Source organism: Streptomyces sp. NPDC029169 (assembly GCF_055563935.1).
The window spans coordinates 251,001-271,268 of record NZ_JBVHXA010000009.1 but is presented as its reverse complement, the minus strand read 5'-3'; the positions used below and the strand labels follow the sequence as shown (position 1 = coordinate 271,268).

The following is a 20,268-nucleotide window of genomic DNA, read 5'->3' as shown; positions in this document are numbered from 1 at the left end:
CGAGCAACGCCGGGATCTCCGCACATGCCTCCGGAACAGATCGGTCCGCACCCTTGCCCTGAGTGAAGCGTGCATGCCAATGTTGCGCGCGCCTCACCACCTCCGGCCGACCGTGCCAGTGGTGCGGCGGCACAACCCCCGGTGAACGGCCTGACCACCCGTTGACCGAAGCCCCCGGCGAACCCGGGTGGCAGTACCACCGCACGGCCCGTAATTGCCCGCAACCCGGACAACGAAAGGTCTGGTTGACCGATGAGATCCCCCGCGCGACGACTCCGCGCGCTCATTCCCGCCACCGCCCTCACCACCGCCCTCACCACCGCCCTCGCTGCAGGACTCCTCGCGGCCACTCCCGCATCCGCCGCGCCCGCGCCGGATGTCCGCCTCGCCCCGGCTGCCACGGCGATATCCGACGGCTGGATCGTGGCCCTCAAGGACACGGCGTCCGTCGACGCCGCCGCACGCGAGCTCACCGCCGCGCACGGCGCCGGCCTCACCCACGTGTACCGCGCCTCGGTCCGCGGCTTCGCCGCCAAGATGACCGCCGCCCAGGCGCACCGGCTCGCCGCCGACCCCCGCGTCTCCTACGTCGAGCAGGACGCCCGGGTCCACGTCAACGCCACCCAGACGAACGCCACCTGGGGCCTCGACCGCATCGACCAGCGCCAGCTCCCGCTCGACGGCTCGTACACGTACAACACCACGGCCTCCACCGTCAGCGTGTACGTCATCGACACCGGAGTGCGCGTCAGCCACAGCGAGTTCGGCGGCCGGGCCACCATCGGTACGGATACGATCGGCGACGGCCAGAACGGCAACGACTGCAACGGCCACGGCACCCACGTCGCCGGCACCACCGCAGGCTCCACCTACGGCGTGGCCAAGGCCGCCAAGGTCGTCGGCGTCCGCGTCCTCGACTGCAACGGCTCCGGCACCACCTCCGGCGTCGTCGCCGGCATCGACTGGGTCACCAGCAACGCCGTCAAGCCGGCGGTTGCCAACATGAGCCTCGGCGGCGGCGCGAGCACCTCCCTCGACGACGCGGTCAAGCGGTCGCTCGCCTCCGGCGTGACGTACACGGTCGCGGCCGGCAACGGCAACCAGGGCGGCAGGGCGCAGGACGCCTGCAACTACTCACCCGCGCGAGTGACCGAGGCGATCACGGTCGGCGCCACCGACAGGACCGACACCAAGGCGTCCTGGTCCAACTACGGCACCTGCCTGGACCTCTTCGCCCCCGGCGTCGGCATCACCTCGGCCTGGAACACCGGCGACACCGCCACCAACACCATCAGCGGCACCTCGATGGCAACCCCGCACGTGGCCGGCGCCGCCGCCCTCTACCTCGCCGCCAACCCCTCGGCCACCCCGGCCCAGGTCAGCAGTGCCATCACCACCAACGCCACCAGCGGAGTCGTCAAGAGCGCGGGCACCGGCTCCCCGAACAAGCTGCTCTACTCCCTCTTCTGACCCACCGTCCCTTCTGATCCACCACACAGCAACGGCCGCCCGGCGGAACCTCCGCAGGGCGGTCGACGTGGACTGCTCCTGCCTCACCTGGGTCGTCCGGACGACGGGATGGCTCCCCGCCCCTTCATGAGCGCGGTGTACAGGAGGAGGGAAGCGGCGAGGCCGACGGCCCAGCCGTAGTCGGCGAGGGGCTTGAGGAAGGGGATCAGCCCGTCCTCCGGGAAGGGGCCGGTGCCGGGAGCGGAGTGGGAACCGCCGACGGCGAGGACGCCGCCGACCAGGAAGGCGAGAACGGCCGCCGGGTTCCAGCCGCCCCGGTACCAGTAGGGGCCGTCCGGACGGTAGAGCCCGGGCAGGTCGAGGGCGGTGCGGCGGACGAGCCAGTAGTCGGCGATGAGGATGCCGGCGACGGTGCCGAGGAGACCGCCGACGAGCCCGAGCCAGGTGAAGATGTACAGCTCGGGCGTCTCGGTGAGCTTCCACGGCATGATCAGCACGCCGACGACGCCGGTGATCAGCGCGCCCGTACGGAAGTTCACCAGCTTTGGGGCGAGGTTGGCGAGGTCGTACGCGGGCGAGACGACGTTCGCCGCGATGTTCACCGACAGGGTGGCGACCAGGACCGTCACCAGGGCGAAGAGCAGCCCGAAGACATTGTCGGCCTTCGCGGCGAGCGCGACCGGGTCCCAGACGGGCGCCCCGTACACCGCCTGCGAACCGGAGGTGACGAACACGGACAGCAGCGCGAAGAGCGTCATCGTCGTCGGCAGTCCGAGGGTCTGCCCCCAGATCTGGGCGCGCTGCCCGGCGCCGAAGCGGGTGAAGTCGGGGATGTTGAGGGAGAGCGTGGACCAGAAGGCGATCATGCCCATCAGCGAGGGGAAGAACACCGGCCAGAAGTCGGCGCCCCAGCCCAGCTTCGAGGGCTGGTCGAGCAGCGGGCCGAACCCGCCCGCCTTGACGGCGATCCACACGAGCAGCACGAGCGCGCCGACGATGACGAACGGCGCGGCCCAGTTCTCGAAGCGGCGCAGTGCCTCCATCCCCCGGTAGATGATGGCGAGTTCGAGGATCCAGAAGAGGACGAAGCACAGCCAGAGCGTCCACGGCTGACCGCCGACCTTTCCGGCCTCCGCCCAGCCGCCGAAGACCTTGTCGAGCAGGACGAAGATGCCCTGCCCACCGATCCAGGTCTGGATGCCGAACCAGGCGCAGGCGACCCCGGCGCGGATCAGCGCGGGCAGGTTCGCGCCGCGCAGCCCGAACGAGGCGCGGGCGAGGACCGGGAAGGGGATGCCGTACTTGGGTCCGGCGTGCCCGGTCAGCAGCATCGGCAGCAGCACGATCACGTTGGCGAGCGCGATGGTGAACACCGCCTGTTTCCAGTCCATACCGAGGGCGACGAGACCGGAGGCGAGCAGCCAGGAGGGGATGTTGTGGGCCATGCCGACCCATAGCGCGGCGAAGTTGTAGGTGGTCCAGCAGCGTTCGGCGACGGGGACGGGCAGGAGGTCGTCGTTGACGAAGCGGGGATCGGTGCCGGCCGTGCCGAGCGGGAGCTCGACGCGGCCGGGGGCGGCTATGCCGGGTCTGTCGGAGGGGGTGATGGCGGTCATGGCGGCGGAACCCTTCGTTCGGGGACGGAACGAGGCCGTGCGGGGCGTGGGGGGTTCGGCGGCAGGGTCTCAGGAGTTGATGGCGGGGATGATGTCGGAGCCGTACGCGTCGATCGTGCCCTCGCGGTTGTCGTGCATGGCGTACACGGCGAACTGGTCGACGCCGAGCTCCCGCAGCCGGCGCAGCTTCTCGATGTGGGCCTCCGCCGGGCCGAGGAGGCAGAAGCGCTCGACGATCTCGTCGGGGACGAAGTCGGTGGAGGGGTTGTCGGCGCGGCCGTGGTGGCTGTAGTCGTAGCCGTGCCGGTCCTTGATGTACGCGGTGAGCTCCTCCGGGACCATGTCCGAGTGCTCCCCGTACTTGGCCACCAGGTCCGCGACATGGTTGCCGACCATGCCGCCGAACCACCGGCACTGCTCGCGGGCGTGCGCCAGGTCGTCGCCGACGTACGCGGGCGCGGCGACGCAGACGGTGAGCGCGTCGGGGTCGCGGCCGGCGTCGGCGGCGGCCTGCCGGACAGCCTTGACCATCCACTCGGTGAGGAACGGGTCCGCGAGCTGGAGGATGAACCCGTCGGCCTTCTGCCCGGCGAGCGCCAGGGCCTTCGGTCCGTACGCGGCCATCCAGACCGGCAGCTTGCCGTTCTTGATCCAGGAGATGCGGATCGGTTTGCCGTCCACGACCGCCTCGCGGCCCTCGGCGAGGTCGCGGATGACGTCGATGGCCTCGCCGAGACGGGCCAGGGTGTTCGGCTTGCGGCCGGCGACGCGCATCGCGGAGTCGCCGCGACCGATGCCGCACACGGTCCGGTTGCCGAACATGTCGTTGAGGGTGGCGAAGGTGGAGGCCGTCACCTCCCACGTACGCGTCCCCGGGTTGGTGACCATCGGGCCGACGTGCAGCTTGGTGGTGTGTTCGAGGATCTGGCTGTAGATGACGAAGGGCTCCTGCCAGAGCACGGCGGAGTCGAAGGTCCAGCCGTAGCGGAAACCGTTGCGTTCCGCCCGGCGCATCAGACCGACGACCTGCGAGGCGGGCGGGTCGGTCTGCAGGACAAGTCCGAAGTCCACGTCGTCGTTCTCCTAGTTCAGGTACTGGCAGGTGGATCGCGGGGTGAACACGCCGTGCCCGGCGCGGCCGGTGAACTTCCGGTGGTCGATGACGAGTTCGCCACGCGAGAGGACGGTCTCGACCTGGCCGGTGACGGTCTTCCCCTCGTACGCGGAGTAGTCGACGTTCATGTGATGCGTGTCCGCCGACAGGGTCTGGACGGCGTGCGGGTCGTAGATGACGACGTCGGCGTCGGCGCCCGGCGCGATCGTGCCCTTCTGCGGATAGAGCCCGAACATCCGGGCCGGTGTGGCGCAGGCGATCTCGATCCAGCGGCGGCGGCTGATGTGCCCGTCGACGACGGCCTGGTGGAGCAGGTCCATGCGGTTCTCCACGCCCGGCAGCCCGTTGGGGATCTTGGAGAAGTCGCCGCGCCCCAGGTCCTTCTGACCGGTGAAGCAGAAGGGGCAGTGGTCGGTGGAGACGACCTGGAGGTCGTTGGTCCGCAGGCCGCGCCAGAGCGCCTCCTGGTGCTCCTTGGGCCGGAGCGGCGTCGAGCAGACGTACTTGGCGCCCTCGAAGCCGGGCTCGGCGAGGTTGTCGGTGGAGAGGAAGAGGTACTGCGGGCAGGTCTCGCCGAAGACGGGCAGCCCCCGGTCGCGGGCGGCGGCCAGCTCCCGTACGGCCTCGTCGGCCGAGACGTGGACGACGTAGAGCGGAGCTCCGGCGACGCGTGCGAGCTGGATGGCCCGGTGGGTGGCCTCCGCCTCGAGGAGGACCTTGCGGACCTCGCCGTGGTAGCGGGGATCGGTCTCGCCGCGGGCCAGGGCCTGTTCGACCAGGACGTCGATCGCGATGCCGTTCTCGGCGTGCATCATGATCAGCCCGCCGTCCTCGGCGGCCCGCTGCATCGCCCGCAGGATCTGGCCGTCGTCCGAGTAGAAGACCCCCGGATACGCCATGAACAGCTTGAACGAGCTCACGCCCTCCTGGACGAGCCAGTCCATCTCCCTGAGCGTCGACTCGTTCACGTCCGACATGATCATGTGGAAGCCGTAGTCGATCGCGCACTGGCCGTCGGCCTTCTCGTACCAGGTGTCGAGCCCTTCGCGCAGGGAGTGCCCGACGCTCTGGACGGCGAAGTCGACGATGGTGGTGGTGCCGCCCCAGGCGGCGGCCCGGGTGCCGGTCTCGAAGGTGTCGGAGGCGGAGGTGCCGCCGAACGGCAGCTCCATGTGCGTGTGCGCGTCGACGCCGCCCGGGATGACGTAGCGGTCGGTGGCGTCGATGGTGCGGTCGGCGGTCCAGCCCGCGGCGGCGTCGGAGCCGTGTGCGGCGAGTGCGGCGATCCGGCCGTCCTCGATCAGGACGTCGGCATGGATCTCGTCGGCGGCGGTGACGACCAGGCCGCCGCGGATGAGTGTGCGGGTGCTCACGGGTGTCCCCCTGGCTGAAGACGGTGAACTACAGGGAACGGAGGGCCTGTTCGAGGATGGCCGCCCCCTCCTCGGCCTCGGCGACCGTGAGCGAGAGCGGAGGGGCGATCCGCAGCGAGCTGGTGTTGTGGCCGCCGCCCTTGCCGATGAGCAGCCCGTTCTCGCGGGCGGCCTCCAGGACGGCCGAGGCCGCGGCCGGGTCGGCCTCGTCGGTGCCGGGCCGGGTGAGCTCGATGCCGATCATCAGGCCCCGGCCGCGGACCTCCCGTACCGCCTCGACGCCGGCACCGGCGGCCCGCAGCCGCTCGATCAGCAGGCCGCCGACGCGCCGGGCGTTGCCCTGGAGGTCGTGTTCGAGGAGGTATCCGAGGTTGGCGAGGCCCGCGGCCATGGTGATCGGCGAACCGCCGAAGGTGGAGATGGAGTTGGCGTCGAGACAGTTCATGATCTCGGCGCGGGCGACGACTCCGCCGACGGACATGCCGTTGGCGATGCCCTTGGCGAAGGTGAGGATGTCGGGCGGACCCGCCTGGTCGTGCGCCTGCCAGCCCCAGAAGTGGTCGCCGGTGCGGCCCCAGCCGGTCTGCACCTCGTCGGAGATCCAGAGGATGCCGTGCCGGTCGAGGACGCGACGGAAGGCGGCGTAGAGCCCGTCGGGCGGGGAGGTGAAGCCGCCCACGCCCTGGATGGGTTCGGCGATCAGCGCGGCGACGTCCCGGGTGTGGCCGAGCAGGTCTTCGAGGTCGGCGACACAGGCCTCGATGAAGCGCTCGTCGGTGTACTGGGCGTAGGGCCCGCGGGTGCGGACGGCGCCGTGCACGTACAGGGTCTGGAGCGGGGAGAGGCTCGTCGGGGACCAGGCGCGGTTGCCGGTGATGCCGACGGTGGAGAAGGAGCGGCCGTGGTAGCTGTTGCGCATCGCCAGGATCTGGTTGGAGCGTCGGTACGCGGTGGCGAGCAGCAGGGCCGTGTCGTTGGCCTCGGTGCCGGAGGTGGTGAAGAAGACGCGGGCGTCGGGGATGCCGGAGAGGGTGGCGATCCGTTCCGCGAGCTCCACCATGGGGCGGTTGAGGTACAGCGTGGAGGAGTGGATGATCCGGCCGGCCTGCTCGGCGACGGCCTTGGTGACCTCGGGCACCGCGTGGGCGGTCATGGTGGTGAGGATGCCGCCGAAGAAGTCGAGGTACTGGTTGCCGTCGGCGTCCCAGACGTGGCGGCCCTCGCCGTGGGTGAGCTCGATGGGGTCCTTGTAGAAGAGGGCGACCCAGTCGGGGATGACGGCGCGGTGGCGGTCGTAGAGGCTCGTCACGGCTGCACCAGCCCGTCGTAGGCGTCGGGGCGGCGGTCGCGGTAGAAGGCCCACTGCTGCCGGACCTCGTCGATGAGGCGGAAGTCGAGGTCCCGGACGATGAGTTCCTCCTCCTTGTCGGAGGCGACGTCGCCGACGAACTGGCCCCGGGGGTCGACGAAGTAGCTCGTGCCGTAGAAGTCGTTGTCGCCGTACTCCTCCTGTCCGACGCGGTTGATCGCGGCGACGAAGTACTCGTTGGCGACGGCGGCCGCGGGCTGTTCCAGCTGCCAGAGGTAGGAGGAGAGGCCGCGCGAGGTGGCGGACGGGTTGTACACCAACTGGGCTCCGTTGAGCCCGAGTTGGCGCCAGCCCTCGGGGAAGTGGCGGTCGTAGCAGATGTAGACGCCGACCTTGCCGACGGCCGTGTCGAAGACCGGCCAGCCGGCGTTGCCGGGACGGAAGTAGTACTTCTCCCAGAAGCCCTTGACCTGGGGGATGTGGTGCTTGCGGTACTTGCCGAGGTAGGAGCCGTCGGCGTCGATGACGGCGGCGGTGTTGTAGTAGAAGCCGGAGCCCTCGATCTCGAAGACGGGGACGACGATCACCATGCCGGTCTCGCGGGCCAGCGCGCGCATCCTCGTGACGGTCGGTCCGTCCGGGACGGGCTCGGCCCAGCGGTAGTGCTCGGGCTCCTGCACCTGGCAGAAGTAGGGGGCGTTGAAGACCTCCTGGAACCCGATGACCTTGGCACCCTGCCGGGCCGCCTCGCGGGCGTGCTCCTCATGCTTGGCGATCATGGATTCGGTGTCGCCGGTCCAGGTCGCCTGGACGAGTGCGGCGCGTACGACGTCGGTCATGAGCTGCTCCTTCGGCACGGCGTCAGAGAGCCTCTACGCACGTAGACGCGGTGCGTAGGAGGAGAACGTAAGCCCCGTCACACCCCGGAGCAAGACCGCCGCCGTGAACCGCCTGAGTCGATCATGTTTCATACCCGACTGGTCCATGTCGGACACGCACCGACACGTTCGCACGGCTAGCGCAGAAGCCACTCGCTCGTCAGGGCCATCACCTGCGGGCGGGTGCGGCCGGGGTGGTCGGCGGCGATGAAGTGGGTGCCGATACGGACCGAGAACGTCAGCATGCAGCGGACCTCCACTTCGCCCTCGTCCTCGCAGAAGTCGCGGAACAGCGAGCGCAGATAGTCCATCCGCCGGTTGTCGGTGCGCCGGAGCCGTTCCGCGACGGACTCGTCCCGGCGGGCCCAGTCGCGGATCGCGAGGTCGACCGGGACGCCGGTCACCGGGCCATCGAGGGCATCGACGAGCGCGAACAGCCGCTCCAGCTTGGCCCTTCCGTCTCCCCCGCCACTCTCGACCCGCTCGATCACCGCCTCGGTGACCTCGCGCTCCCAGGTGTCGAGCATCTCGGCAAGGAGGGCGTCCCGGTTGCGGAAGTACCCGTAGAAGCCGCCCTTGCTGACGCCGAGCGCCTGGGCGAGGAGCTCGATCCGGACGGCCTCCGGGCCGCCGGCGGCGAGCGCGCGCAGCCCCTCCTCGATCCACTTGCCGCGCGGCGTGCGGGTCACGCCCATGATGTGTCTCCCCTCACGCCCCCTGGATCTATACGGTGCCGTATAGACGGGTGCTAGCCTTCTTCTATACGGCATCGTATAGATGAGGGGCCTGGCGACATGAGACTTCCCCGCACCGCACACACCTCCCGCCCCTGGCGGATCCACGAGATCGCCCCCGACTTCCGCGTCGAGGACGTGTGGGCGCTCCCGACCCCCGGCGGTCCTGACGACCTCGCGCGGCTCATCGAGCAGTTCGCGAGCGAGGACGAAGGCGGGAGCGACGGGCCGATCGACTCCCCGGTCGGGCGCCTGCTCTTCGCGCTCCGCTGGAAGCTCGGGAGGCTGCTCGGCCTCGACAAGGAAGGCTCCGGCGTCGGCGCCCGGGTGCCCTCCCTGCGCGAACGGCTCCCCGCCGACCTCCGCGACGGACTGCGCGGGCCCGACCTCCGGTCGTTCCCCTTCACGTCCGTCTACCAGACGCACGACGAGTGGGTGGCCGAGATGGGCAACCGGACCGTGCACGGGCTGATGCACATCGGCTGGGTCCCGGACGGCTCCGGCGGCTACCGCGGCCAGATGGCGGTCCTCGTGAAGTCCAACGGCCTGCTCGGAGCCGCGTACATGGCGTTCATCAAGCCGTTCCGGTACCTGGGCGTGTACCCCGCGCTCCTCAGGGGGATCGGGCGCAAGTGGCAGGCCCGTACGGACGGGCGCGGCGTGAGCTGACCGCGCCTCAGGCGCCCGCCAGGCCCGCGACGCGCAGGGCGTGCACCAGGTCACGCTCGCGGGCCGGGGACACCGCTCGGGCGGCGGTACGGAGTTGGGGGATCAGGCCCTGCGGGTCGGCGGCGGCGAGCTGGGCGGCGTCCTCGGGGGTACGGACCCGGACGAAGGCCGTCAGCAGGGCGTGGGCCTCGCGGTGGTGCCCCTCGGCGTGCAGCGCGGCGCACGCACCGGCCAGTTCGCCGACCGGACGGGCGACGCCCTGCCGCAGCAGTTGCTCGCAGTCCTCGGGCCGGCCCGCGTCGGCGAGTACCCCGGCGACGGCGGCGAGGCGACCGGGCGGCAGGGACGCGGCCTCCCACAGGAGCGTGGACCAGTCGGCACCGAGGCCCACGCGGTGCAGCTCCGCGGCGAGGGCAGGGAGCCAGGCGGGCGGTCCGGCGACGGCCTCGCAGAGCAGCGCGTGCGCCTCGCCGCTCCGGCCCTGGGCGCGCAGCCGCTGGAGCGCGTAGACCGCGTTCCCCGCCGCGCGGGCCGCCTCCGCGGCGACCTCCGGCGGGACGGTACGGGGAGCGGGAGCGGGCGCCGGCGCGGCTCCCCCGAACCGCGCCCCACGAGGAGCCGCCCCGCCCACCGGCAGGTCAGGGACGGCCACGGGTACGGGGACGGCCTCCTGGACCTCCCCGCCGTCCCCGTCGTCGTCGAGCCAGGCGTAACGGGCGCCGCGGGGCTTCCGCCGGGACGCGGACTTGGGCGCGGGCGAGGGGGCGGCGACGGGGCCGGCCGGACGGGCGACCGCCGAGGCGGAGTCCGGCGCCGGACTCGATGCGTGACCCGGCGCGGAGGCCCACGCCCCGGCGGGGCCGCGCGGGCGGGTAGGCGCCGACGCGGAGTCCGGCGCCGGACTCGGCGCGTATCCCGGCGCGGAGGCCCACGCCCCGGCGGAGCCGGGCGGGCGGGTAGCCTCCGACGCGGAGTCCGGCGCGAGGACGGGCGCATGACCTGGTGCGTGACCCGATGCCTGACCGGGTGCGTGACCCGATCCCTGACCCGGCGCGTGATCCGGCGCATGACCTGGCGCGTGATCCGGCGCATGACCTGGTGCCGGCGCCCGCGCCGGTCCGCGCTCGCCGCCCAGCGCCGCGAGTCGCGTCGTCAGCTCCGCGATGCGGGCGGTCGCCCGTGCGTGGTCGTCCTGGGTCCAGGCCAGTTCGCCGCCGAGGCGGTCGGCGTCCGGGGCGCCGGGGGCGTCCCGCAGCCGGGCGCCGAGCTCATGGGCGCGGGTCTCGGCGTACCGCCGCTCCCGTTCCATCGCCTCCAGGCGCGCCCGCAGCCCCTCCGCCCCGCCCGGCCGCCGGTCGTGGGCCGCGGCGGCCGCGCCGTGCAGGGCCCTGGCACGGGCGGCCTGGGGCCCGAGGGGCGACTCGCCGAGGTCCTGGAGCAGCGACTCGACGACGTCCCACGGCAGGATGTCCGTACCGTCGAAGCAGGCCCGCAGCCCCTCGGGGTCACGGCTCGCGAAGACCCCGTACCAGCCCTCACCCGGCACCAGACGTGCCGCCAGCTCTCTGAGGTAATACGCGAACGCGCCCACCTCCGCCGGGAGTTGATACACCGTCATACCGTCCGCACCGCCCGCGCACTCGACTGGAACCTTCCGGTCCGGAGGTATTCGACCCCAGTCGTGTTACGGGACGGCTACAGACTGTTTTCAGAAGCTGACCGCAATCCCCGTGTGCGGCCGCTTGCCGAGACGGGCGACCATGGCGGGCCAGTCGACGATCCAGAACTGCCAGGTGTACTTGCGCGCGAGCAGCTTCCGTACGCGCCGCAGCTCCTCGCCCTCCAGGAGCCGGCCGACGCCCTCCAGACGCGCCGCGCCCTCCAGGACGTTCCCGCGCAGGTCACAGACCGCGACCACGGTGCGCGGGTCGTTCCGCAGCCGCTTGACCTTCCAGGAGTCGGTACGCGTCCAGGCGTACAGCTCACCGCCCTCCACCACGTACCAGACGGGGGTCGCCACGCCCGTGCCGTTCCGGCGGAAGGTCGTGAGACTGACGTAGCGGCCGCGCCGCAGCTCCTCGGGAATCATGCCGCCGAGACTAGCCGCGCTCGTAGGCCGCCCGGGCCTCGGTCACCTCCGGGACATGGGCGCTGGCCCAGTCGCAGGCGGCGTCGAGCGGCCCGATGAGCGAGCGGCCGAGGGGGGTCAGCGCGTACTCGACGCGCGGCGGGTTCTCGTCGTGGACGGTCCGCGTGACGAAGCCGTTGCGCTCCATGGAGCGCAGGGTCTCGGTGAGCACCTTGGGGGTGATCCAGTGGAGCGGGACGCGCAGCTCGGAGAAGCGGCGCGGCCGGCCGTCCTCCAGACAGCGGAGCACCACCCCGGTCCACTTGTCGCCCACGCGGAAGGGCTGCGCATGATCGGCGCACGCGGGGTCGTCGAACAGGTCGGGGGCGAGGGGCTCGTGCTCGGCTGTGCGCTCGGTCATGCGACGACGCTAGCGCAGTACCTTTGCGGTAACCAGGCACCCCCGTCGTACGGTCCCGCCATGAGCGAACACACGAAGAACATCATCGTTTTCGGCGCGGGCGGACGGGTCGGCCGCGCCGTGGTCGCGGAGGCGGCGGCTCGCGGCCACCGGGTGACCGCCGTGGTCCGTGACCCGTCGAAGTACCGTGACCTGGAAGGGGATTCGGCCACTCTCGTACGGGGCGACGTCACGGATCCGGAGTCGGTGGCCGCGCTCGCGGTGGGCCACGACGCGGCGGTCAACGCCTCGGTTCGCCTGGACGTGCCCTCGGAGGAGCACTTCACGGCAGCGGCGAAGGCCCTGCTCGCCGGTCTCGGCGAGGCGGGCGTACGACGGCTGCTGACCCTGGGGATCGCGACGACGCTGGAGACCTCGCCCGGGGTACGGCTGATGGACGCGCCCGAATTCCCGGCCGCGTGGCGGGCGTTCGCCCAGGGGCACGTGGCGGAGTTCGAGCTGCTCACGGCCGAGGCGGGCCCGGACCTTGACTGGCTGATGGTCGTTCCGCCCCTGGACCTGAACGGCGAGGCGGAGGCGACCGGCGGCTACCGGACGGCGGTGGGCACGGTGCTCGACGGGCCGGGCCGGATCGCGCACGCGGACCTCGCACAGGCGATCGTCGACGAGATCGATCTGCCGCGCCACAGCCGCGTCCAGCTCGCCGTCTCGGTCTGAGACAGCGTCAGACTGACACCAGGGCGCACCGCCGGCTCGCCGCCCGGTCTGAGACGGCGTCAGACCGGCGCCGGCGCGCACCGCGTGACCAGTTCGTCCATCGAGAGGCCCAGGACCCCCGCCAGCGCCGCGACGGTGAAGAAGGCGGGGGTCGGGGCCCGGCCGGTCTCGATCTTGCGGAGGGTCTCCGCCGAGAGTCCGGCGGCCGCGGCGATCGCGACCATCGAGCGGTCTCCGCGCGCCTCGCGCAGGAGACGGCCGAGCCGTTCGCCGCGTTCGCGCTCTTCGGGGGTCAGGGGTGTGCGCACCATGACGCCATTCTAATACCGGTACAGTAATTGGCATGGTGGAGATCAAGACGGACGAGAACCTGCGGGCCATGCGCGACGCGGGACGCGTGGTCGCCGAGGCGCTGGCGGCCGTACGGAAGAAGGCGGCGCCCGGAGTCACGGCGAAGGAGCTGGACCGGGCGGCCCGGGAGGTCCTCGCGGCGGCCGGCGCGGGCTCGCCGTTCCTGGGCTACCGCCCCGAGTGGGCGCCCGTGCCGTTCCCCGCGGTCGTGTGCGTCTCGGTGAACGACGCGATCGTGCACGGCATTCCGGACGACACCCGCCTCGCCGACGGGGACCTGGTCTCCGTCGACTGCGGCGCGATCCTCGGCGGCTGGGCCGGCGACTCGGCCGTCAGCTTCACCGTGGGCCGGGCGCGCCCGGAGGACACGCGGCTGATCGACACGGCGTACGCCGCGCTTGAGGCGGGCATCGGCGCGGCCATCGTCGGCAACCGGATCGGGGACATCGCGCACGCGATCGGCACGGTCTGCCGGGCCGCCGGATACGGCATCGTGGACGGCTTCGGAGGCCACGGCATCGGCCGCGCCATGCACGAGGACCCGGGCGTCCCCAACGAGGGACGCCCGGGCCGGGGCATGCCGCTGCGGCACGGCATGGTCCTCGCGATCGAGCCGATGCTGATCGGCGGCGGCGGCGGGGACGGCCACTACACGGCGCGGGACGGCTGGACGATCCGTACGATCGACGGCTCGCGCGCCGCCCACACCGAGCACACGGTGGCCATCACGGACGACGGCCCCCGCATCCTCACGGCCCTGTAGCTACGGCACCTCACCGCCCCGCAGGACGTACCACCATCGCCGAGCCGCCGCCGCGCCGCACGGTCTCCGCCGCGGCGACCCACCGGCCGTCCGGCAGCCGCTGGACGCCGGTCGCGGCGCCGATCTCCGGGTTCTGCCGGAAGCCATGGCCGATGGCTTCCAGTTCGGCGCGCAACGGGCTGTTCCACAGGCCCGGTTCCAGCTCCGTCGTCGTCTGGTTGCGCTGGCTCGCCCGGGGCGCCGCGATCGCGTCGACGAGCGGTAGGTCCCTGTCCACGACGCCGGTCAGCGTCTGGAGCACGGTCGTGATGATGGTCGATCCGCCCGGGGAACCGAGCGCGAGCACCGGACGCCCGTGCCCGTCGAGCACGATCGTCGGGGACATCGAGGAGCGGGGGCGCTTGCCCGGCCCGGGGAGGTTCGGGTCGTGGACGGCCGGGTTCGCCGGGGCGAAGGAGAAGTCGGTGAGCTCGTTGTTGAGCAGGAAGCCGCGGCCCGGGACCGTGATCCCGCTGCCGCCCGTCGACTCGATCGTCAGCGTGTACGCGACCACGTTGCCCCACCGGTCGGCCACCGTGAGGTGCGTGGTGTTCTCGCCCTCGTACGTCGTCGGCGCGGCCGTCCCCGTACTCGCGCAGGCCGCCGGGTCGCGCGGGTCGCCGGGCGCGAGCGGGCTGGTGAGCACGGCGTCGTCGCGGATGAGGCACTCCCGGGAGTCGGCGTACCGCTGCGAGAGCAGTTCCCGTACCGGCACGTCCTCGAAGGCCGGGTCGCCGACCCAGCGGCCCCGGTCGGCGAAGGCGATGCGGCTCGCCTCGATGAAGCGGTGCAGATAGGCGGCGCGCGAGGCGCTGGAGAGGTCGGTGCGCTCCAGGATGTTGAGCGCCTCGCCGACGCTCGTACCGCCGGAGGAGGAGGGGGCCATGCCGTAGACGTCGAGGCCTCGGTAGGAGACCTTCGTGGGCCGCCTGTTCAGCGTCTCGTACGCGGCGAGGTCACGCTCCGTCAGATCGCCGGAGCGGACGACGCGCGTGGCCCCCTCCCGTACCGGAGGCTTCCGTACGGTGTTCACGATGTCCTGGGCCAGCGGCCCCCGGTAGAGCGCGCCGACGCCCTCCCGGCCCAGCTTCTCGTACGTACGCGCCAGGTCGGGGTTCTTGAACGTCGAGCCCACCACGGGGAGTTGGCCGCCGGGCAGGAAGAGCTCGGAGGATGCCGGGAAGTCCCGGAAGCGGGCCTCGTTGGCGGCCGTCTGGGCGCGGAAGGTGGCGTCGACGGTGAAGCCGTCGCGGGCGAGGCGGGCGGCCGGTTGGAGAAGGGTACGCAGCGGCTTGCTGCCCCAGGCGTCGAGCGCGGCCTCCCAGGTCGCGGGGGTGCCGGGCGTGCCGACGCCGCGGCCGCTGGTCATGCCCTCCTCGAAGGGAATGGGCTTGCCGTTCTCCACGAAGAGGTTCGCGTCCGCGGACGCGGGCGCGGTCTCGCGGCCGTCGATCGTTCGTACGGTACGGGACGTGGCGTCGTAGTGGACGAAGTAGCCGCCTCCGCCGATGCCCGCGGAGTAGGGCTCGGTGACGCCGAGGGCCGCGGCCACGGCGACCGCCGCGTCGACGGCGTTGCCACCCTTGCGGAGCACCTCGATACCGGCGGCGGAGGCATCGGCGTCGACGCTGGCGACGGCTCCGCCGTACCCGACGGCGACGGGTGTCTTGACCGGGGGCTCGTGCGACACCGGACCCGGAGGAGCCGCGGCCCCCACCGAGAGCCATGTCGCGGCGACGACGAGAACCGACCCATTCCGCAGCACGGAACGACGCATCCCTACCTCCAGTCAACGACCGTCCGCGCAGCGTAACTTCCTCCCGCCCTTCCCGTCAGGACCGCCTCGAACAGAGGGCCGTTCCGCCGATAGCATGCGCGCCCATGAATGAAGACCTGCGCAATGTCGTGCTGGGGGTGCTCGCGACTGGGGTCAGCGGCTCGCTGGGCTGGCTGGCCCGGACGTATCTGTGGCGCCGCCGACTCCGGCGCAAGCAGGCGTTCTTCGGGCTGCGCGACGGCTCCGAGTGCCTGCTCGTGGTGAACCGCAAGGCGGGCAGCGAGCGGGCGGTGCACAACGTCGACGTCTCCGCACTCCTCGAACTCTCGGCGCTGATCAAGGACTGCGGGGCGCGGCCGGAGATAGTCCAGCACGACGAGGCCCGGCAGGGCCTGGGGGACCGCGCGGAGTTCTGTGTCGGCGGGCCGTACTCGAATCGGCGGATGGCCGCCCACCTGTCGTCCCTCCTGCCCGGTCTGACGGTGAACGTGGAGTCGGAACCGGTCGCGGACCGGGGAATGTTCACCGTCGGCGGCGAGGTGTACCGGCTCGTGAACGGCGTGGCCGAGTACGTGATCCTCGCGCGTCTCATCGGGGGCGACGGCGGACGGCCGGTCTTCCTCTTCTGCGGTCAGGCGGCGGTGTCCAACCAGTCCGCGGCCCGCTATCTGGCCCGGCACCACGAGAAGTTGGCGCGGAAGTACGGCTCGGGCCCCTTCGTCCTCCTTCTCAAGGTCGTCAACTCGGATGCGTACGGCCCCGATGTCGCGGAGCTGGTCGCCGATGTCACGCGGGCGGCGCGGACGGCTACCGCATCCGAACCGGCAGCGACTTGACGCCGTTGATGAAGTTGGAGACGAGCCGCCGGGGCGGGGCGGCGAGTTCGAGGTCCTTCAGGGTGTCGCGTACCTCCTCGTGCAGGACGCGGAGCTGGAGCCGGGCGAAGTGCGCGCCGAGGCAGACGTGCGGGCCTTCCCCGAAGGAGACGTGCGGGTTGGGGTCGCGGCTCAGGTCGAGGCGCTGAGGGTCGGTGAAGACGCGTTCGTCGTGGTTGGCGGAGGCGTGGAAGACGACGACCTTGTCACCTGCGGCGATGGGCTGTCCCGCCAGTACGGTGTCGCGGGCGGCGGTGCGCCGGAACGAGAGCACGGGCGGGTGCCGGCGCAGAAGCTCCTCGACGGCGCGGTCGACGCCGGTCTCGCCGCTCCAGAGCCGCCGCCGTTCGCCGGGATGCTCCGCGAGGGCGAGCAGGCCTCCGGGGGCGGCGCTGCGGACGGTGTCGTTGCCGGCGACGGTCAGCAGGAAGAAGAACATCTCCAGCTCGGCCGGGAGGAGTTCGGAGCCGGCGAGCGTGGTCATGATGTCGTCGGCGGGGTTCTTCCGCTTGTACGCGGCGAGCTCCTGGGCGTAGCCGAACATCTCCGCGAGCATCGCGGGTGACCGCGGATTGACGGGCCGCCCCCGCTCGTCGAGGACGGGCGGCTCGTCGGGGTCCTGGTAGGCGATGACCCGCTCGGTCCAGCCGAGGAGCAGCCCCCGGTCGCTCGCGGGCACACCGAGCAGGTCGGTCAGGTTGAGCAGCGCGTAGTCGTCGGTGACGGCGCGGACGAGGTCGGTCTCGGGCCCGGCTCGGAGGGCGGCCGTGAGCAGCTCACGGGCCCGCGCCCGCGCGGTCTCCGCGAACCGCTCGATCCGCCCGGGCGTGAAGGCACGGCTGACGAGCCGCCGCAACCGGCCGTGGTGCGGAGGATCCTGATTGAGCATCATCCGCCGGATGAACGGCAGATCGGCCGGGTCCGGATCACGGATCTGTGTGGCGCCGAGGTACGAGGAGTAGTCGGCCGAGTCCTTGAGCACCCGCACGACGTCGGCGTGCCGCGTCACCGCCCAGAACCCGGTCCCGGCGGGCCAGCCGAGCACGTCGTACTCCTCCTGCCGCACGACGGGCCACCGCTCGCGCAGGACCCGGAAGGCCTCGTGCGGAATCCCGTCGGCGTAGATCCGCGGGTCGAAGACATCGGGCACCTCGCTGCTGTTCTCCACGCCCTCAGCCTGGTCCGCCGTCCGCCGGAATTCCAGATGCGCGATATCACCCGTCTTGATCTCGCGTTCAACAATCGTTACCCATGCGTAACTTACCGGCCGGTTACCTTAGGTAAGTCGCGCCGGTTACCGTCGGGTCACTTTGCACTGTCCCCACCAGTGACACGAGTGAGGAATGACCCGTGCGTATGCCTCTCGCCTTCGCCGTCTCGGCCGCCCTGGTGGCCGGGACGGCCCTCGGGCTCGCCCCCGCCGCCCACGCCGCGGAGTCCGGCACGACCGTCCGCTTCGTCGACATCGCCGGCGACGGCGGCACCGTCCTCAAGGCCAATGTCGTCACCCCCGCTGGCGCCGACAGCTCGGCCCGCTACCCCGTGATCGTGCTCCCCACCAGCTGGGCCATGCCCCAGATCGAGTACCTCGCCCAGGCCCAGAAGCTCGCCGACTCCGGGTACGTCGTGGTGAGTTACAACTCGCGCGGCTTCTGGCAGTCCGGCGGCCAGATCGAGACCGCCGGACCGAAGGACATCGCCGACGCGTCCAGGGTCATCGACTGGACCCTCGCGAACACCCCGGCCGATCCGGCCAAGGTCGGTATGGCGGGTGTGAGTTACGGCGCCGGGATCAGCCTCCTCGCCGCCGCCCACGACAAGCGGATCAAGGCCGTCGCGGCCCTGAGCGGCTGGGCCGACCTCATCGAGTCCATCTACAGCGGCCGCACCCAGCACCTCCAGGCCGCCGCCCTGCTCGGCGGAGCCGGCTATCTCACCGGCCGCCCCGGACCCGAACTCCAGCAGATCCTGGGCGACTTCCTCTCCTCCAACCTCGCCAAGGAGGGGGAGATGATCGAGTGGGGCAGGAAGCGCTCCGCGGCCACCTACCTGGACCGGATCAACGCCAACGGCGCCGCGATCATGCTCGGCAACGCCTGGGGCGACACGATCTTCCCGCCCAACCAGTACGCCTCCTTCTACGAGAAGCTCAAGGGCCCCAAGCGCCTGGAGTTCCGCCCCGGCGACCACGCCACCGCCGAGGCCACCGGCCTGCTCGGCCTGCCCAACGACACCTGGACCAGCGCCCACCGCTGGTTCGACCACCACCTCAAGGGCGTCGACAACGGCATCGACCGCGAGCAGCCCGTCCAGCTCAAGCCCCGCTCGAACGGCGGCTACGAGGGCTACCCGGACTGGAAGTCCGTCGGCGCGAACGAGCGCAAGATCGCCCTCGGCGGCTCTCAGCGGATCTGGGCGAACATCGACTCCGGCGCCAACGGCGGCATCGTGATGCTCTCCAACCTCCTCGACCAGTTCCTCCAGACGCCGCCCGTCGCCTCGATCCCCCTCCTCCCCCGCTCCTTCGCCGGCGTGTGGCAGTCCGAGCGGTACGACACGCCCCAGAAGGTGCGCGGCACGGCGAAGCTGCACACCACGGTCACCTCCACCAAGGAGAGCGGTACCCTCGTCGCGTACCTCTACGACGTGGGCCCGCTCGGCCTCGGCAAGCTGGTCAGCAATGCCCCGTACACCTTCCACGGCCAGACGCCCGGCACACCGTTCGCCGTCGACCTGGAGCTGTTCTCCACGGCCTACGACGTGCCGGCGGGCCACCGTCTCGCCCTGGTCGTCGACACCGTCGACCCGCTCTACATCGAGCACAACCCGACCGGCGCACAGCTGACCTTCTCCTCCCCGGCGGCCGACCCCTCGTACGTGTCGGTCCCGTTGCGGGCGGAGTGATCACCGGCTGCTGCCGGGCGGGCTTGGCTCCTTGCCCGCTGCTGCGCGGCCGCTACGGCCCCGTAGGGGGACCCCCACCCGGCAGCAGCGTCCCTGGTTCGGCCGGAGCGACGTCCACGGCCTGTGTCTTGGGACTGCGCCGCTCCTTCCTGGCCACCCAGGTGGCGAACCAGGAGAGCAGGACACACATCCCGATGTAGATCGGCGAGATGACCAGGACGACGGCCTGGAGGGTCTGGCCGAAGGTCATGCCGAGGCTCCGGGAGGCCTCTCCCTGGCCGCGCGGCACGGTGGTGATGCCGGCCCGCAGCGCCTCGCAGATGAAGGCCGAGGTGTAGCAGCCGAGCGCGAGGACCGCGAACAGATCTCGCCCGACTCGACGGCCTCCAGCCGGTTCATGGCCCGGCAGAGCGTCGACTTGCCCGAGCCCGAGGGGCCGATGACCACGACCACCTCTCCGCGGCCGACGGTGAGACTGATGCCCTGAAGGACGTGCAACGTGCCGTAGTGCTTGTTGACATCACGCAGCTCGATCAACGGATCGACGACCGTCATACGCTCCCCTGCCCCCTTCGCAGCTGTGTCGAGGTCAGCGCAAACTATCCACCACAAAAAGGGACTTCACGCTCGACACGCATGAAATCGGCATTATCCGTATTTACTGCAAAGGGGTGTCTCGGCGCAGGGGCCACGGAGTCACGGGCTCAGAACTCGGCGGCCTCTCCGTACACCTGGGAGAGCTCGGGCGATCCGCTCATGGCCCAGTCGAGCCCGGCCTCGACCACGTTGATCTCCCGGCCCGAGGCCAGCCGCACCACCGGCTGCCCTCCGGGCCACACCTGCCAGCTCGCGCCCGGCACGTTCCGCACGATGACCGTGCCCAGATAGAGCCCGGCGTCGTTGCCGATCCAGGGCAGTTCCTCCGGATCGTCGCGCCAGCGCGGCGGCAGCTGGTCGAGGGCGGAGAGCGAGTGCGGGCTGTCGTCCAGCGTCACCCCGCGGTCCTGGACCCTGGCGCGCAGCAGCTCGCACTCGGCGAGCAGTTCCCCCACCCCTTCTGGGTCACGGTCGAACGCCGCGGCCAGGGGGGAACGATCGGCCTCGTGCCGCTTGCGCCAGCTGTCCAGGAACGGGATGTTCATCCGAACAGCGTCGCATTTCACCCTCCCGTGGCACCACCCGGCGCGCGG

The 20,268-nt window shown here is 71.4% G+C and carries 19 protein-coding genes and 2 pseudogenes; 6 read left to right on the top strand and 15 right to left on the bottom strand.

Annotation, left to right across the window (positions count from 1 at the left end; all coding sequences use genetic code 11):
• Window positions 1-252: 252 nt before the first annotated feature.
• The gene (locus ACZ4VI_RS19670; RefSeq protein ID WP_468000717.1) at window positions 253-1,470 is read left to right on the top strand and encodes a S8 family peptidase; all 1,218 of its coding nucleotides are present in this window, start codon (window positions 253-255) and stop codon (window positions 1,468-1,470) included.
• Between the two features lie 83 nt (window positions 1,471-1,553).
• Here ACZ4VI_RS19670 and ACZ4VI_RS19665 read toward each other — a convergent pair whose 3' ends face one another.
• From ACZ4VI_RS19665 to ACZ4VI_RS19640, 6 genes are all read right to left on the bottom strand, one after another.
• Entirely contained in the window at window positions 1,554-3,086 is a 1,533-nt protein-coding gene (locus ACZ4VI_RS19665; RefSeq protein WP_468000715.1) for an NCS1 family nucleobase:cation symporter-1, read from the bottom strand.
• Between the two features lie 69 nt (window positions 3,087-3,155).
• Window positions 3,156-4,157, bottom strand: a complete 1,002-nt coding sequence (locus ACZ4VI_RS19660) for a TIGR03842 family LLM class F420-dependent oxidoreductase (protein WP_468000713.1) — start codon at window positions 4,155-4,157, stop codon at window positions 3,156-3,158.
• A 12-nt stretch (window positions 4,158-4,169) separates the two neighbouring features.
• Window positions 4,170-5,573 carry a dihydropyrimidinase gene (gene hydA / locus ACZ4VI_RS19655; protein ID WP_468000712.1) on the bottom strand — a complete coding sequence of 468 codons (1,404 nt, stop codon included), beginning with the start codon at window positions 5,571-5,573 and terminating at the stop codon, window positions 4,170-4,172.
• A 28-nt stretch (window positions 5,574-5,601) separates the two neighbouring features.
• Window positions 5,602-6,882: an aspartate aminotransferase family protein gene (locus ACZ4VI_RS19650; RefSeq protein WP_468000710.1), complete on the bottom strand. Its 1,281-nt coding sequence runs from the start codon at window positions 6,880-6,882 to the stop codon at window positions 5,602-5,604.
• On the bottom strand, window positions 6,879-7,721 hold the full coding sequence (locus ACZ4VI_RS19645; RefSeq protein WP_468000708.1) for a nitrilase-related carbon-nitrogen hydrolase: 843 nt from the start codon (window positions 7,719-7,721) through the stop codon (window positions 6,879-6,881). Before ACZ4VI_RS19645 ends, ACZ4VI_RS19650 begins: the two co-directional genes overlap by 4 nt.
• A gap of 176 nt (window positions 7,722-7,897) precedes the next feature.
• The gene (locus tag ACZ4VI_RS19640) at window positions 7,898-8,455 is read right to left on the bottom strand and encodes a TetR/AcrR family transcriptional regulator (protein WP_468000706.1); all 558 of its coding nucleotides are present in this window, start codon (window positions 8,453-8,455) and stop codon (window positions 7,898-7,900) included.
• A 99-nt stretch (window positions 8,456-8,554) separates the two neighbouring features.
• Here ACZ4VI_RS19640 and ACZ4VI_RS19635 point away from each other — a divergent pair, with 99 nt between their 5' ends.
• Window positions 8,555-9,163 carry a DUF2867 domain-containing protein gene (locus tag ACZ4VI_RS19635; protein ID WP_468000705.1) on the top strand — a complete coding sequence of 203 codons (609 nt, stop codon included), beginning with the start codon at window positions 8,555-8,557 and terminating at the stop codon, window positions 9,161-9,163.
• Window positions 9,164-9,170: 7 nt separating this feature from the next.
• On the opposite strand, the gene ACZ4VI_RS19630 is transcribed toward ACZ4VI_RS19635, so the two are convergent.
• The 3 genes from ACZ4VI_RS19630 to ACZ4VI_RS19620 all read right to left on the bottom strand — a co-directional run bounded on the left by ACZ4VI_RS19630 (window position 9,171) and on the right by ACZ4VI_RS19620 (window position 11,652).
• Window positions 9,171-10,781 carry a UL36 very large tegument protein gene (locus ACZ4VI_RS19630; protein ID WP_468000704.1) on the bottom strand — a complete coding sequence of 537 codons (1,611 nt, stop codon included), beginning with the start codon at window positions 10,779-10,781 and terminating at the stop codon, window positions 9,171-9,173.
• 90 nt (window positions 10,782-10,871) lie between these two features.
• Window positions 10,872-11,252, bottom strand: a complete 381-nt coding sequence (locus ACZ4VI_RS19625) for a PPOX class F420-dependent oxidoreductase (RefSeq protein WP_468000702.1) — start codon at window positions 11,250-11,252, stop codon at window positions 10,872-10,874.
• Window positions 11,253-11,262: 10 nt separating this feature from the next.
• Window positions 11,263-11,652 (bottom strand): winged helix-turn-helix transcriptional regulator, encoded by a 390-nt coding sequence (locus ACZ4VI_RS19620; RefSeq protein ID WP_468000700.1) that lies wholly within the window; start codon window positions 11,650-11,652, stop codon window positions 11,263-11,265.
• Window positions 11,653-11,712: 60 nt separating this feature from the next.
• Between ACZ4VI_RS19620 and ACZ4VI_RS19615 the strand changes: the two genes are divergently transcribed.
• Window positions 11,713-12,369 carry an NAD(P)-dependent oxidoreductase gene (locus ACZ4VI_RS19615; RefSeq protein ID WP_468000698.1) on the top strand — a complete coding sequence of 219 codons (657 nt, stop codon included), beginning with the start codon at window positions 11,713-11,715 and terminating at the stop codon, window positions 12,367-12,369.
• Window positions 12,370-12,428: 59 nt separating this feature from the next.
• Here the strand turns inward: ACZ4VI_RS19615 and ACZ4VI_RS19610 are convergent, their stop codons facing one another.
• Window positions 12,429-12,680, bottom strand: coding sequence for a helix-turn-helix domain-containing protein (locus ACZ4VI_RS19610; RefSeq protein WP_468000696.1), 252 nt, complete (start codon window positions 12,678-12,680; stop codon window positions 12,429-12,431).
• Window positions 12,681-12,712: 32 nt separating this feature from the next.
• On the opposite strand from ACZ4VI_RS19610, the gene map reads away from it, so the two are divergent.
• Window positions 12,713-13,483 (top strand): type I methionyl aminopeptidase, encoded by a 771-nt coding sequence (map, locus tag ACZ4VI_RS19605; protein WP_468000695.1) that lies wholly within the window; start codon window positions 12,713-12,715, stop codon window positions 13,481-13,483.
• A gap of 10 nt (window positions 13,484-13,493) precedes the next feature.
• On the opposite strand, the gene ggt is transcribed toward map, so the two are convergent.
• Window positions 13,494-15,299, bottom strand: coding sequence for a gamma-glutamyltransferase (gene ggt / locus ACZ4VI_RS19600; RefSeq protein WP_468000694.1), 1,806 nt, complete (start codon window positions 15,297-15,299; stop codon window positions 13,494-13,496).
• Between the two features lie 104 nt (window positions 15,300-15,403).
• On the opposite strand from ggt, the gene ACZ4VI_RS19595 reads away from it, so the two are divergent.
• The gene (locus tag ACZ4VI_RS19595) at window positions 15,404-16,135 is read left to right on the top strand and encodes a hypothetical protein (protein WP_468000692.1); all 732 of its coding nucleotides are present in this window, start codon (window positions 15,404-15,406) and stop codon (window positions 16,133-16,135) included.
• Here ACZ4VI_RS19595 and ACZ4VI_RS19590 read toward each other — a convergent pair.
• The gene (locus tag ACZ4VI_RS19590) at window positions 16,107-17,342 is read right to left on the bottom strand and encodes a cytochrome P450 (RefSeq protein WP_468000690.1); all 1,236 of its coding nucleotides are present in this window, start codon (window positions 17,340-17,342) and stop codon (window positions 16,107-16,109) included. The two genes, ACZ4VI_RS19595 and ACZ4VI_RS19590, sit on opposite strands and share 29 nt — an antisense overlap.
• Window positions 17,343-17,530: 188 nt before the next feature.
• Between ACZ4VI_RS19590 and ACZ4VI_RS19585 the strand changes: the two genes are divergently transcribed.
• Window positions 17,531-19,078 (top strand): alpha/beta fold hydrolase, encoded by a 1,548-nt coding sequence (locus tag ACZ4VI_RS19585; protein ID WP_468000762.1) that lies wholly within the window; start codon window positions 17,531-17,533, stop codon window positions 19,076-19,078.
• Window positions 19,079-19,130: 52 nt separating this feature from the next.
• Here the strand turns inward: ACZ4VI_RS19585 and ACZ4VI_RS19580 are convergent.
• The 3 genes and pseudogenes from ACZ4VI_RS19580 to ACZ4VI_RS19570 all read right to left on the bottom strand — a co-directional run.
• A pseudogene (locus ACZ4VI_RS19580) lies at window positions 19,131-19,433 on the bottom strand (amino acid ABC transporter permease); the annotation flags it as partial.
• 8 nt (window positions 19,434-19,441) lie between these two features.
• Window positions 19,442-19,633, bottom strand: a pseudogene (locus tag ACZ4VI_RS19575) (ATP-binding cassette domain-containing protein); the annotation flags it as partial.
• Between the two features lie 149 nt (window positions 19,634-19,782).
• Window positions 19,783-20,220 carry a DUF6278 family protein gene (locus ACZ4VI_RS19570; protein WP_468000688.1) on the bottom strand — a complete coding sequence of 146 codons (438 nt, stop codon included), beginning with the start codon at window positions 20,218-20,220 and terminating at the stop codon, window positions 19,783-19,785.
• Between the last annotated feature and the right edge of the window lie 48 nt (window positions 20,221-20,268).